14 protein-coding genes are annotated in these 12353 nt (G+C 62.2%); 8 read left to right on the top strand and 6 right to left on the bottom strand.

What is annotated here, in order from left to right; genetic code table 11:
* Position 1 precedes the first annotated feature (1 nt).
* Positions 2-1399 (top strand): dihydrolipoyl dehydrogenase, encoded by a 1398-nt coding sequence (gene lpdA / locus ACN9MU_RS18285; protein WP_426318156.1) that lies wholly within the window; start codon positions 2-4, stop codon positions 1397-1399.
* A 51-nt stretch (positions 1400-1450) separates the two neighbouring features.
* Here lpdA and ACN9MU_RS18280 read toward each other — a convergent pair whose 3' ends face one another.
* Complete coding sequence (locus tag ACN9MU_RS18280) at positions 1451-1987, bottom strand: glycine zipper 2TM domain-containing protein (protein ID WP_426161809.1); 537 nt, start codon at positions 1985-1987, stop codon at positions 1451-1453.
* A gap of 146 nt (positions 1988-2133) precedes the next feature.
* Positions 2134-2826 (bottom strand): hypothetical protein, encoded by a 693-nt coding sequence (locus tag ACN9MU_RS18275; RefSeq protein ID WP_426161808.1) that lies wholly within the window; start codon positions 2824-2826, stop codon positions 2134-2136.
* An 89-nt stretch (positions 2827-2915) separates the two neighbouring features.
* On the opposite strand from ACN9MU_RS18275, the gene ACN9MU_RS18270 reads away from it, so the two are divergent.
* Complete coding sequence (locus ACN9MU_RS18270; protein ID WP_426161806.1) at positions 2916-3746, top strand: MipA/OmpV family protein; 831 nt, start codon at positions 2916-2918, stop codon at positions 3744-3746.
* Positions 3747-3755: 9 nt separating this feature from the next.
* On the opposite strand, the gene ACN9MU_RS18265 is transcribed toward ACN9MU_RS18270, so the two are convergent.
* Positions 3756-4106, bottom strand: coding sequence for a hypothetical protein (locus ACN9MU_RS18265; protein ID WP_426343242.1), 351 nt, complete (start codon positions 4104-4106; stop codon positions 3756-3758).
* Positions 4107-4141: 35 nt separating this feature from the next.
* Positions 4142-5017 carry a LysR family transcriptional regulator gene (locus ACN9MU_RS18260; protein WP_426318155.1) on the bottom strand — a complete coding sequence of 292 codons (876 nt, stop codon included), beginning with the start codon at positions 5015-5017 and terminating at the stop codon, positions 4142-4144.
* 118 nt (positions 5018-5135) lie between these two features.
* Between ACN9MU_RS18260 and ACN9MU_RS18255 the strand changes: the two genes are divergently transcribed.
* The 4 genes from ACN9MU_RS18255 to ACN9MU_RS18240 all read left to right on the top strand — a co-directional run bounded on the left by ACN9MU_RS18255 (position 5136) and on the right by ACN9MU_RS18240 (position 8072).
* Positions 5136-5774, top strand: a complete 639-nt coding sequence (locus ACN9MU_RS18255) for an NAD(P)-dependent oxidoreductase (RefSeq protein WP_426161803.1) — start codon at positions 5136-5138, stop codon at positions 5772-5774.
* Between the two features lie 90 nt (positions 5775-5864).
* Positions 5865-6032, top strand: coding sequence for a hypothetical protein (locus tag ACN9MU_RS18250; protein WP_426343241.1), 168 nt, complete (start codon positions 5865-5867; stop codon positions 6030-6032).
* A gap of 91 nt (positions 6033-6123) precedes the next feature.
* Positions 6124-6696 (top strand): hypothetical protein, encoded by a 573-nt coding sequence (locus ACN9MU_RS18245; protein ID WP_426343240.1) that lies wholly within the window; start codon positions 6124-6126, stop codon positions 6694-6696.
* Between the two features lie 65 nt (positions 6697-6761).
* Entirely contained in the window at positions 6762-8072 is a 1311-nt protein-coding gene (locus ACN9MU_RS18240) for a family 1 glycosylhydrolase (RefSeq protein WP_426343239.1), read from the top strand.
* A gap of 3 nt (positions 8073-8075) precedes the next feature.
* Here ACN9MU_RS18240 and ACN9MU_RS18235 read toward each other — a convergent pair whose 3' ends face one another.
* Positions 8076-8288, bottom strand: coding sequence for a hypothetical protein (locus tag ACN9MU_RS18235; RefSeq protein WP_426161798.1), 213 nt, complete (start codon positions 8286-8288; stop codon positions 8076-8078).
* Positions 8289-8399: 111 nt separating this feature from the next.
* Positions 8400-8879 (bottom strand): arsenate reductase ArsC, encoded by a 480-nt coding sequence (locus ACN9MU_RS18230; RefSeq protein ID WP_426161797.1) that lies wholly within the window; start codon positions 8877-8879, stop codon positions 8400-8402.
* A gap of 143 nt (positions 8880-9022) precedes the next feature.
* Between ACN9MU_RS18230 and ACN9MU_RS18225 the strand changes: the two genes are divergently transcribed.
* Both ACN9MU_RS18225 and ACN9MU_RS18220 read left to right on the top strand, forming a co-directional pair.
* A complete protein-coding gene (locus ACN9MU_RS18225) occupies positions 9023-9907 on the top strand; it encodes an alpha/beta hydrolase (protein WP_426161795.1) in 885 nt (294 codons plus the stop codon).
* Positions 9908-10012: 105 nt separating this feature from the next.
* Entirely contained in the window at positions 10013-12352 is a 2340-nt protein-coding gene (locus ACN9MU_RS18220) for a family 43 glycosylhydrolase (RefSeq protein ID WP_426343238.1), read from the top strand.
* Position 12353: the final 1 nt, after the last annotated feature.

Here is a 12353-nt window from a genome sequence, read left to right as displayed (position 1 = left end):
GATGAATCAACACACCACTACGCTGCTGGTGATCGGCGGCGGTCCTGGCGGCTATATCGCGGCCATTCGCGCCGGCCAGCTTGGCATTCCCACCACCCTGGTCGAAGCCGGAGAACTGGGTGGCACCTGCCTGAACGTCGGCTGCATCCCCTCCAAGGCGCTGATCCATGCGGCTGAAGAGTTTGAAAAGGCCAGTCATTACGCGAGCGGCTCGGCGCTTGGCATTTCGGTGCAGGCGCCGCGCATCGACATCGGCCAGACCGTGCTTTGGAAAGACGGCATCGTCGGGCGCCTGACCGGCGGCGTGGCGGCGCTGCTGAAAAAAAGCGGCGTGCGTGTCGTCAAGGGCTGGGCCAATATTGTCGATGGCAAGACCGTCGAAGTGATTCGCGACGGCGAAAGTCCGCAGCGCATCGGCTGCGAGCATTTACTGCTGGCCACCGGGTCGCACGCTACCGAATTGCCCTTCATGCCGTTCGGCGGGCCGGTGATCAGTGCGACGGAAGCGCTGTCGCCCAAGACCGTGCCGGGTAGGCTGGTAGTGGTGGGAGCGGGCTACATCGGCCTTGAACTGGGCATCGCCTATGCCAAGCTGGGGGCGCAGGTGCAGGTGGTGGAGGCGCAGGAGCGCATCCTTCCTGCCTACGACGCTGAGTTGAGCCGTCCGGTAGCGATCGCGCTCAAGGGCCTGGGCATTGAAACCCACCTGGGCAGCTCAGTGCTCGGCCTGGGCGGGGAGGGTAATGCGGTACGCATCCGGAATGCCGCTGGGGAGGAATCGGTACTTGCCGCAGACCAGGTGCTGGTTGCCGTTGGCCGGCGCCCGAGCACCCGCGGCTTCGGCCTGGAAAAGCTGCGCATCGACATGGATGGGCACTTCATCAAGATCGATGACCAGTGCCGCACTTCGATGCGCGATGTCTGGGCTATCGGCGACGTGACCGGTGAACCGATGCTGGCGCACCGTGCCATGGCGCAGGGAGAGATGGTCGCCGAGATCATCAGCGGCAAGCGCCGCCATTTCAGCCCAGCGGCGATTGCGGCGGTGTGCTTTACCGATCCCGAAGTCGTGGTGGTCGGCGCCACTCCCCAGCAGGCACGGGCGCAGGGCATCGATTGCATCGAAGCTTTGTTCCCGTTCGCCGCAAATGGACGCGCCATGTCGCTGGAATCAAAGGACGGCTTCGTGCGGGTGGTGGCGCGCAGGGATAATCACCTGGTCGTGGGCTGGCAAGCGGTGGGCAAGGCGGTATCCGAGTTGTCCGCCGCATTTGCCCAGTCCATCGAGATGGGCGCGACGCTTGAAGATGTGGCGGGCACGATCCATGCGCATCCGACCCTGGGCGAGGCGATCCAGGAAGCTGCCTTGCGCGCCCTGGGGCATGCGCTGCACATTTGACCCTGCTGCGAGCGTGCAGGCCGTCGATGGCCTGCACCGCTGCGATTGGCGTTATTGTTGCGATGGCGATTGCGTCGGTGCTTGCTGCTGGTTGCGCTTGGCGATTTCATTGCCAATATAGCCGCCACCAACCGCGCCGGCGATAGTAGCCAGCTTGCGGCCGTTGCCGCCGCCTACCTGGTTGCCGATCAAGCCGCCCACCACAGCTCCGATGCCGATGCCCAGCGCACTATTCTGGGGGGCTGGTGCCGGCGCCGGTGCAGGTGCTTGAGCAGGTGCCGGCGCAGGCGAGGCCGCTTGCGGCGCTGCTGCCGCGACACGCGTCGACGGCGTGTACGTATGATGCACCACGGTTTTGTGCTCCACGACTTTGCGTACTTCCGGTTCCGGCGCTGGCGCCGCGACTGTTGCTGGCGTTGCAGGGCTTACAGCGGCGATCGGTGCGGCTGCGGCGCCTGGCATCGTGGTCGCTTGCGAGTTTGGCAGGAGGCCTGCAATTGATGCAGCTCCCACCAGGCTTACCAGTGCCACCGAAGCGGCTGCGGCGACAATCATCGGATGAATTTTGGTGCGTGGGCTGTTTTCCATGTTGTTTTCTCCTGAACTCGCCATCGTTGGCGCTTGCCTGGAAAACGCCTCAGGATGAAAACACGGTGACGCAAAAAGTGTATCGCCGGTAAGCAATTGTTACGGATGCCGCACCACCAGCATAGGAGACGCGTCATCGCCGCTGGCTACTGCACCTTAGCCAGGTCCACTACGACATCGAAATCACACTGGACGTGCATCTTTTCCGCGCCGCAAAGTGCGGCGTCGAACAGCGGCAGCTGGCGCTTGCCGGCGTTTGCGCCCTTGATCGAACGGATGATGCTATCGCGCACGCAGGCGTCGCTGGGCTCCGGCCCGGGCAGCGCCGCTGCGTTGAACTGGAACCTGCCGACGGCGTGGATACGCTTGAATCCGGGCAGCGGCGCGTCCGAGACAAGCATTTTGTCCACTTGAAGCTTAAGCTTCGCTTCCGGGTCGTTCTCGATGGGCGAGAACTGCTGGCTATAGATGCCGCCGTTGTAGTCCCTGATCAGATCACGGTCCATGGTCCTGACCTTGTAGGAAGCCAGGGTCATGCCCGGTTCCGACACTGAGGGAAAGTGATAAGTGCCGCTCTGCATCGGCAAGGACATCAGCGAGCTGGAAATCTCATGCACCTTGCCCCCATGCTCAACGGTCAGTCCGAGCCCGAAACCGCCGATGGTATCGCCCTGGATGCCGAAACTGCCAACCCCAACCTCTGGTTCGCCGGCGCCGGCCAGTTTGAGGCCGCCAGCTACGCAAGTCATGGTGTTGCCTTTGGACGGAGCTGCTGACGGGGCTTGCTGGCCGCATGCTGCGAGCACGAGCAAGACAGGCAAGACGTGAATGGGCTTCATGGCAGTCGCACATTGTAAAAAATGAAATTATGGCATGGTTGCCCCGCGTCTTTGGCTGTATCATCAACGACTTTTTGCGGAGCATGAATATGAAGAAGGGAATGTGGGCTGGCATCGCGATGTCGGTACTGGCGTTGCCGGCCGGCGCGGCGCCAGCGCCGGGTCCGGATTTGCCGCTATGGGAAGCCGGCCTGTTCGGCGGTGCGGCGTCCACGCCGGCTTACCCGGGTTCATCCGAACGCTCCATGCGCGGGCTGGTGCTGCCAATGGTGATTTATCGCGGCAAGATCGTGCGTGCGGATCGTTCCGGCGTGAGCGCGCGCCTGTTCGATACCGAGCGCGTGGACCTGGACCTTGGTTTCCAGATGTCGCTGCCGGCGCGTTCGGACGACGTGCCGGCCCGCGCCGGCATGCCGGACCTGAACTCCTTGCTGGAATTCGGCCCGCGCCTGAAAGTGTTGCTGTCGGAGCCTTCGGCCCCCAATCGGGTAAGGCTGGAGCTGCCTTTGCGGGTGCCGCTTGAAGTGGGGAACGGTTTTCGCCGCCAGGGCCTGGTCTTTGAGCCGCGCGTCGTGTTCGAAACCAGCGGCAGCAACCAGCAATGGCAGGCCGACGCCAATCTCGGCGCGGTGTTTGGCAATACTCGCCTGAACCAGTATTTTTACGAGGTCGCGCCACAATATGCGAACGCCACCCGTCCAGCCTATCAAGCCGGGAGTGGACTGATGATGACGCGCCTTGGCGCGAGCCTGTCGCATTCGCTGGGGCCCGATTGGCGCGTGTTCGGCTTTACCCGCTACGACAACTACACGCACGCTGCCAACCGCGACAGCCCGCTGTTCCGCAAGAATAGCGGGCTGTCGCTTGGTTTCGGTTTTACTTGGACGGCCTATCGTTCGCAAGCGCGGGCCTGGGACTAGGCGGCCGGATTACTGCTCGTCGAATTCCGAGCTGAGGTCCTTGAAACCCTTGTGCACGGCGAAGGGCAGGAATTCGTCCGGCGTGTCGAGCACGATCAGGCGCTTTTCCTGGATCACCGGATCGCCTGGCTTCAGGTCGGGGCCGTTGTAGCCGATGGCGCGCAGGCGCGCGCCAATTTCGGCGATCAATTGATGATCCTTGTGCAAGCCGTCGGTGGCTGGGGCGGCCAGGTCGACATATAGGTCGACCACGCCGTAGCCCTCGTCGAATATGCGGAGGGACTTGATGTCAATGGCGCGGCCGTTGCCGTCGATGGCCTTGAAGGGGCCGCTGAGCTGGATATCGGTGTCTTGAGTCATGCCCGCAGCATACACCATCCAGGGCCGTCGCCGGGCTAGGGTGGCATCTTTTCCAGGTAGTCGCGCAGCGCGGCAATTGCCAGCCGCACCTTGGCCGGCTGCGAATCACGCTGTACCGTCACTGCATAGACGCCCATCGGCGCCATCGACCACTCCGGCAATACCGGCACGGCGAGTCCGGCTTCGATCAGCGGCGCGGCATCCGGGCCGGGCATGCGCATGATGCCGGCGCCCTGCAGCATGATGTGCTGAAGCGCGATGAAGCTGTTGCCGGCAACGGGGCCGTTGACGCGCACGCGGTGCGCCGGCTCGCCCGGCCGGTGCAGTTCGATGAACTCGGTCTGGTTGATCACGCTGAGGTTAAGCACCGGGAACCTGGCCAGTTCCTCCGGCGTGCGCGGCAAGCCATGCTCCTGCGCGAATGATCTGGCGGCCACTAGTACATGGCGCCATTCGGTCAGGCGGCGTGCGACCAGCGCGGAATCGCTCAGCGTTCCGGCGCGGATCGCCAGGTCGATGCGTTCGGCAATCAAGTCGACGCGGCGGTCCTCGGCGAACAGGCGCAGCGACAATAGCGGGTGGGCGCGCAGCAAAGGCGCCAGCGCTGCCGCCAGGTGCGCGCTGAAGCCGACGGGAAAGGCCACCCGCAGTTCGCCGCGCGGCTCGTCGCGCAGGTCGGACAATCGCTGCTCGGCTGCCTGTGCCGCGTGCAGCATGGCGGCGCAGTCCTCATAGTAGGCCTGGCCGGCCACCGTGGTGCTCAGGCGCCGGGTCGAGCGGTGCAGCAGGGCGAGGCCGGTTTCCGTTTCCAGTTGCCGTATCTGCTGGCTGACTGCCGAGGTGGTCATGCCCAGCTCGCGCGCAGCGGCACTCATGGAGCCAGCTTCCACCACGCGGGCAAAGACGGCCATGCGCCTCAGTCGGTCGATTGTTAAGAGTTGCTTCATAGTGATTGTGGATTTTGCCCTCTTATCGGGGGATCGTAAAGGCGTCATACTGAATCCATCTTCAATCACCCAGGAGTTCCCCATGAAGATCGCATTAATCGGCGCAACCGGCTTCATTGGCAATGGCCTGCTGGCTGAGGCGCTCTCGCGCGGCCACCAGGTGACAGCCCTGGTCAGCCGTCCGGAACGGCTGGCGCCGCAAGCTGGCCTGACGGCGCTTGGCGCCGACGTGCACGACCAGCAGAAACTGACCGGGCAGCTGGCCGGCCATGACGCGGTCATCAGTGCATTCAGCGGCCATGCCCAGCAAGACGTGCGCGAGTACTATGGCCGCGGAATTGACTCGATCGTTGGCGCCGCCAAGCGTGCCGGCGTGCCGCGCCTGCTGGTGGTAGGTGGCGCTGGCAGCCTGGAAGTGGCGCCGGGCGTGCAGGCCGTCGATACTCCGCAATTCCCCGACCAGTGGAAGGCCTCCGCGCTGGGCGCCCGCGACACGCTGGAGAAGCTGTGCAAGGAGCAGGAGCTGGAATGGACCTACCTGAGCCCAGCCGCCTTGATTGAACGTGGCGAGCGCACCGGCAAGTTCCGCATCGGCGGCGATCAGTTGCTGGTCGATGCACAGGGCCAGAGCCGCATTTCGGTACAGGATTACGCCGTTGCGATGCTGGATGAACTGGAACATCCTGCCCATTCGGGCAAGCGTTTCAGCGTCGCCTACTAAGCGCCTGCCAGGTCGGTCAGGCAAGCATTTTGCGCAGCCACGCCAGCAGCACGCCGGGCAGCAGTTCGTACGCGGCAAGATCGCAAACTGGTGTTTGCCAAAGACTTGGCCGAGATGGTGCGGCGCCTGGTGGTCGATCGCCAGGCACATCGGCGAAATGCCGGTTTGCCGGGCTTCGATGATGGCTTGCCGCGTATCGTGCAGGCCATACTCGCCTTCATAATGGTCGACGTCGTTGGGTTTGCCGTCCGTCAGTAGGAGCAGGAGCCGGTGCCTGGCCGGTTCGGCGGCAAGGCAGGCTGTCGCATGGCGAAGGGCGCTGCCGGTCCGGGTGTAACGATCGGGCTCGATGCCGGCGATGCGCAGGGAAACCGGCTGGCCGAAGGTTTCGTTGAAGGCCTTTATCTCGCGCACGACCACCCCATCACTGGATGCGGAATGCGCGCGGCGCGCCGGCGGCGCATGCCCAGGACGTGTGTTTGAAACCCAGCGGCAGGAGCGGCGCGACCTCGCCGTTCTCGTCCTGGTTGATGTCAGTGGATCGACCGACGGCTGGATCAGCGGCCAGCGCCGCGTTATCGACGTCGAACGCGAAGCCCTGCTGCTTGTGAGCCATGCGCTCGATGCCCTTGGCGAACCATTCAGCATCCAGGCTTTTAGCGGCGAAAGCCTCGAATTCAATCTCATGCCGGACGCATTGAATTTTGTGATGCATCTCGGCGACGCTGCATATGATTCCGGCTTGCAGACTTTTTCGATCAACTTGCCCACGGTGTATCCGGGACCGGGCTATTTCCTGGTGTTCGAGCAGACGCTGGTTGCGTCGGCGGTGCCTGAGCCAGTGCCGGTCACGCTGTACGGTGCCGGCCTGCTGGGGCTGCTGGGCTGGACTGCAAGGCGCCCGAGGCTGGCGCGACGATAAGCCAAGCGGGCGAGGCGGCTCCTGGGAAAGCGGTATCGTGGGCGATCACGATGTCAGGTGCCGCCATGTATAACGGATTCATCTTTGCAACAGGGATCGAGAACAGCATTCCGACCATCGAGAATGGCCGCGTACGGATGGACGAGATGGAAAAGTGCGGCCACTACCGATACTGGCGCACGGATTTCGACCTCGTCGAACAGCTGGGCATACGCGCACTGCGCTATGGCGCGCCCCTCCATCTGGCGTGGCCCGGTCCTGGCAAGTACGACTGGTCGTTTGCCGACGAAACATTCCGCGACCTGCGGCGCAGGAATATCGTTGCAATGGCCGACTTGTGCCACTTCGGCGTGCCGGACTGGATCGGCAATTTCCAGAATCCGGATTTTCCGGCCGAGTTCGCGAAGTATGCCCGAGCCTTTGCCGAGCGCTACCACTGGGTCCAGGTCTATACGCCGGTCAACGAGATGCAGATCTGCGCCCTGTTTTCCGCCATGTACGGCTGGTGGAACGAGCAGTTGGCCTCCGATTTTGCGTTTGTGACAGCGATCAAGAATATCGTCAAGGCAAACATCCTGGCCATGCGCGAGATCCTCAAGGTACGCCCCGACGCGTTGTTCGTGCAGAGCGAATCGAGCGAATATTTCCATCCCGAGAATCCCGCCGCCATTGCGCAATCGGAGTTCCGCAATGCGCGCCGTTTCCTGTCGCTGGACCTGAATTACGGCCGCAGGGTCGACTCCGAGGTCTATGAGTACTTGCTGGATAATGGCATGACGCGCGAGGAATATCATTTTTTCCTCGACAATTGCCTCAAGCACCAGTGCATCATGGGCAACGATTACTACATGACCAATGAACACCATGTCCGTGCCGACGGCGCCACGTATGCGTCCGGTGAAATCTTCGGCTACGCGGTCATTACCCACCAATACTACAACCGTTACCGGCTGCCGGTCATGCACACGGAGACCAACCTGATGGAAGGGCCCGGGGGCGACGAAGCCGTTCGCTGGCTGCGCATGGAGTGGGCGAACGTGCTCAGGGTGCGCAACAATGGTGTGCCCATTGTGGGCTTTACCTGGTATTCGCTGATCGACCAGGTCGACTGGGATGTCGCCCTGCGTGAAAACCGCGGCACCGTCAATCCGCTTGGCCTGTTCGACCTGCAGCGCAAAATCCGCGCCGTTGGCACGGCTTATCGCGACCTGATCCGGGATTGGTGCGAAGTGCTGCCGACCCAGAGTATTTGCCTGCGGGTGCCTATCGTGCTGCCGCTTGATGATGAGTGCGCTGCCGCCGGCGTGGCAGCGCCAAGGCCCGATATCGGCCAGCCAAGCAGCCAGGCGACTGCCGCGCCGACCAATACGGAATGAGTGCTACAGCTTGCGCACCGCGCTGAGGAAGTCTTCGTTAAAGCGGAACAAGGCAGGGTCGCTCTCCGCGATTTGCTGGCAGCGCAGGACGAATTGCTTGGGTTCCCCCTGCAGCAGACGGTAAATGGCTTGCTTGCCGTCCTTGCGCTCGATGGCATTTGCCGTGACCCAGCCCATGTCGTAACCGAGCTGGCGCGTGATTTCAGCCTCGGCCAAGGCGACCTTGCTGCTATTCTCGCGCCCTAATTCAGATTGGACCTGGCTTGCGAGATCAACTTTCTTCGCGTCGCGTGCAAGGCCGCGCAGATGCTCGATGGGAGCGAGGGGTTAGAGCTGGACGCCAGCGATCCTCGCTATTTTGCGTTGCAGTGCCATTTTGTCAAGTGCTTCATCTGGGAGGTTGCGGAAGATCTCGAGGCGCGTCTTGATTTCGCGGCAGACCGTAAAGAACTCCTGGCGAATCTGCTCAACCGGTCCTTGCACGGCGGCGGGGTTGCGGAAGTTCCAGTTCGCTGTTGCGGGTTGGCCGGGCCAGTTCGGGCATGGTTCGCCCGCAACCAGGTCGCACATGGTGATGACGAAATCCATTTCCGGCGCGTCCGGCGCCGAGAATTCATCGAGGGATTTGCTGCGCAATCCTGCCAGGGTATTGTCAAGCGCCCGGATTTGCTCGACGGCGAAGAGATTGAGCTTGCCGGCAGGGTGGCTGCCTGCGCTGAACGCGCGAAACCGGCGTCCGCCGACAGCATTCAACATTGCCTCGGCCATGATGCTGCGTGCAGTGTTCTGGGTGCTGAGGAACAGCACATGATAAGTTCGGGTGCTCATGCAAAATGCCGGATCATAACGGAGCAAGATTACAGTTTTATGACATTTTCCCGCCTGGCCTCGGCTTGACATGCAAAAGTGTGCGCTGCATAGTTGCTGGCGCGAGGAACAGGGAGCGAACCATGCAAAGGCCGGTATTACCTGAAGCGGAGCTTGCAAAATTTGCCGGAGAAATGCGCGCGAATTATCGGTCGAAGATCCCTGCCGCCGGGGCGCCAGATCCCGTTGCAGCGGTTCGAGGGCTGCCGATCCCGGCGCGGCTTTATGCTCCGCTGGGGGCGGCCGGCAATGCCCTTCCGATGGTTCTCTTTGCCCACGGCGGCGGTTTTGTCGCGGGTGACCTCGATACCCATGACGTGCTGGCACGCGCCATCGCGAACAGATCGGGCGCGCTTGTCATTGCAGTCGATTACCGCCTGGCGCCGGAACATCCTTTCCCGGCTGGACTGGACGACGTTTATGCCGCGCTGGAATGGCTGGCGAAGGAGGGCGGCAGCATTGGCGGCGATCCTCAACGGATGGCGGTCTGCGGGGACAGCGCTGGTGCGAACCTGGTGGCCGGAGCGGCTATCCTGGCGCGGGATCGGCGCGGCCCCGGGATCGGCGCACAATGGCTGATGTATCCTGCACTGGACAACAGGATGGACACCGCGTCCTGGCATGCATACGGCGAAAAGAATTTCCCTACCCGCGCCATGAACATGAAAGTGCTTGCTGCCTATGTCCCGTGCGGGATGGATGCGAACGCGCCCCTGCTTGCGCCGATGTGGGCGCGGCATGAGGGCCTTCCCGCTACGTTGGTCCAGGTCGGGGAGCATGACCCGCTCCGGGACGAGGGCGTTGCTTATGCGCAGGCCCTGAAGGATGCGGGCGTCGATGCCAGGGCCAGGGTTTACAGGGACCAACAGCACGGGTTCATCCAGTTTTTCAAGGATGCTGAACACTTCCCGGAAGGCGCCGCAGCGCTCGACGAGGGATGCGCCTTCCTCCGGGCTCACATCGGCTGATTTGCTGCTTTCGATGCCGGTTTCGCTATCGCATTAACGGAAAAGGTCATTGGACACTCCAAGTCCCGCGCGCTAACTTGCGTAAAAACATTATTGGAGACGAACGTGACCAAACCCTTCTCGCTATGGGGGGGCGCTGCTGTATTGGCTTCCTCCATGCTGTCCCTCAGCGCCTTGGCCGGAGCGCCCTATGCGCCGGTGACTTTCCAGAACGCCTCAGTGCACGACCCTTCCGTGATCAGGGCGGGGGGCAGCTACTATGTATTCGGCTCCCATCTTGCTTCGGCCAAGTCCACGGACCTGATGAACTGGACGCAGATCACCAGTTCCGTCAGCGCCACCAACAAGTTGTTCCTGAACGGTGCCAGCAACGTCTTTACCGAACTTGCGGAGACTTTCAGCTGGGCGCAAACGAACACCCTGTGGGCGCCGGACGTCGTCCGCCTGGCCGACGGCCGCTACTACATGTACTACAACGCCTGCAAGGGCGATTCGCCGCGCTCAGCCCTGGGCGTTGCGGTCGCCGACAAGATCGAGGGCCCTTATGTGAACAAGGGCATCATCCTGAAGTCGGGCATGTGGGGGCAGGCCAGCTACGACGGTACCATCTACGACGCCCTCAAGCATCCGAATACCGTCGATCCGAACGTCTTCTTCGATAACGGCGGACGGCTGTGGATGGTCTACGGCTCTTACTCCGGCGGCATTTTCATCATGCAAATGAACCCGGCGACTGGCATGCCGCTGCCGGGGCAGGGCTATGGCAAGCGCCTGATGGGCGGGAATCACAGCCGGATAGAAGGGGCTTACGTGATGTACAGCCCTGTCACGCAGTACTACTATCTGTTCACCTCATTCGGCGGGCTGGATGCGGCAGGGGGCTACAACATGCGCGTGGCGCGATCCGTTGCGCCGGACGGTCCCTATTTCGACGCGCAGGGCGTGAACATGGCGAACGTCAAGGCAGATCCTGCAAAGCCCTTGTTCGACGATGCGTCGATTGCCCCATATGGCGTGAAAATCATGGGCAATTTCCTGTTCGAGCGCAAGATCGGCGAAACGGGCACCGGTATCGGTACCGGATATGTGTCCGCGGGCCACAACTCGGCTTACTACGACGCCGCAAGCCGAAAGCACTTCCTGATCTTCCATAGCCGCTTCCCTGAACGTGGCGAGCAGCACGAAATCCGCGTGCACCAGATGTTCATGAACGCTGACGGGTGGCCGGTGGTGGCGCCATACCGCAATACCAATGAAACGCTGGCTGCTGTTCCGCGCGGTTTTGTCTTTGGCGACTATATGTTCGTCAATCACGGAAAGGACATTTCGGCCACGATCAAGAAGTCCCGGCTGGTCACGCTGAATCCCAACGGCACAATCAGCGGGGCGGCAACCGGCAGCTGGGCGCTGGTTGGGAGCAACCAGGCTGAAATCAACCTGGCTGGGTCGCCGCCTTTCAAGGGCGTGTTCCTGAATCAGTGGGATGAGACCTCCGGCAGCTATGTGATGACATTTACTGCGACGTCGCGCGAGGGCGTGTCCATCATGGGCAGCCGCCTGGCGCCCCGTAGCGACATGCAGGTGGTGCAGGCTGTCTATGGCGAACTCAGTCTCGGTAACACCAATGCGGTCACTGGCGATATCGTGCTGCCGACCAGCGCTGCGCGTGACTCGGCCATCAGCTGGATATCATCGAATCCTTCGGTATTGAGCAATACCGGGCAGGTCACCAGCCCTGCCAATGACGTGAACGTCACGCTGACAGCGACTATCACCAAGGGACATGCGCGTGCCGTCAAGACCTTCGTGGTCACGGTGCGCAAGCTGGGTAGCATGGTTGCCCATTACGCGTTTGACGGGAACCTGGGCGACGCGACGGGCGCCTTCGGCGCCGGCGCCGTCGTCGGCAGCAAGATAGATGCCGCCGGCGGCAGCATGGCGTACGAGCCGGGGATGAAAGGCAGTGCCGCCGTCTTCAATGGCGCATCTGGCGTGCGTTTGCCGGATGGGCTCATCACGGGCAATAGCTACACGGTTGCCATGTGGCTCAAGCCTGCCCAGCTGACCGCGTTCTCGACCACCTTCTTTGGCGCGCGCAACGGCGATTCGTGGATCAGCTTCCTGCCCAAGGGACACGACTTTGTTGGCGGCGCCAGCATGCTGTGGTCGGGAACGGCATGGTATGACGCCGGCTTGGGCATGAACATCCCGGCCGGGCAATGGTCGCACGTGGCGTTCACGGTCAAGAACGGCGCGGTCAATGTGTACGTCAACGGCGCGAAGCGTTTCAGCGGCGTGAACTTCCCGAATGTCTTCACAACGACCAACGGCGTGTTCGCGCTGGGGGTCAATTGGTGGGATGCGCCTTACAAGGGTTCGATGGATGACTTGCGCATCTATGGTTCGGCCTTGAGCGATGGGGAAGTCGCGAGCATTGCGCGCTGAA

It is taken from the genome of Pseudoduganella sp. R-32 (genome assembly GCF_049913245.1).
Lineage (GTDB): Bacteria > Pseudomonadota > Gammaproteobacteria > Burkholderiales > Burkholderiaceae_D > Rugamonas.
The sequence above is the reverse complement of the archived record's forward strand: the minus strand, read 5'-3'. Positions and strand labels throughout refer to the sequence as shown.

Excerpts from the sequence above, each read along its gene's own strand:
- lpdA (WP_426318156.1), top strand. The coding sequence starts at position 2 with ATGAATCAACACACCACTACGCTGCTGGTGATCGGCGGCGGTCCTGGC.
- ACN9MU_RS18280 (WP_426161809.1), bottom strand. The coding sequence starts at position 1,987 with ATGGAAAACAGCCCACGCACCAAAATTCATCCGATGATTGTCGCCGCA.
- ACN9MU_RS18275 (WP_426161808.1), bottom strand. The coding sequence starts at position 2,826 with ATGAAGCCCATTCACGTCTTGCCTGTCTTGCTCGTGCTCGCAGCATGC.
- ACN9MU_RS18270 (WP_426161806.1), top strand. The coding sequence starts at position 2,916 with ATGAAGAAGGGAATGTGGGCTGGCATCGCGATGTCGGTACTGGCGTTG.
- ACN9MU_RS18265 (WP_426343242.1), bottom strand. The coding sequence starts at position 4,106 with ATGACTCAAGACACCGATATCCAGCTCAGCGGCCCCTTCAAGGCCATC.
- ACN9MU_RS18260 (WP_426318155.1), bottom strand. The coding sequence starts at position 5,017 with ATGGCCGTCTTTGCCCGCGTGGTGGAAGCTGGCTCCATGAGTGCCGCT.
- ACN9MU_RS18255 (WP_426161803.1), top strand. The coding sequence starts at position 5,136 with ATGAAGATCGCATTAATCGGCGCAACCGGCTTCATTGGCAATGGCCTG.
- ACN9MU_RS18245 (WP_426343240.1), top strand. The coding sequence starts at position 6,124 with ATGCCGGCGATGCGCAGGGAAACCGGCTGGCCGAAGGTTTCGTTGAAG.
- ACN9MU_RS18240 (WP_426343239.1), top strand. The coding sequence starts at position 6,762 with ATGTATAACGGATTCATCTTTGCAACAGGGATCGAGAACAGCATTCCG.
- ACN9MU_RS18225 (WP_426161795.1), top strand. The coding sequence starts at position 9,023 with ATGCAAAGGCCGGTATTACCTGAAGCGGAGCTTGCAAAATTTGCCGGA.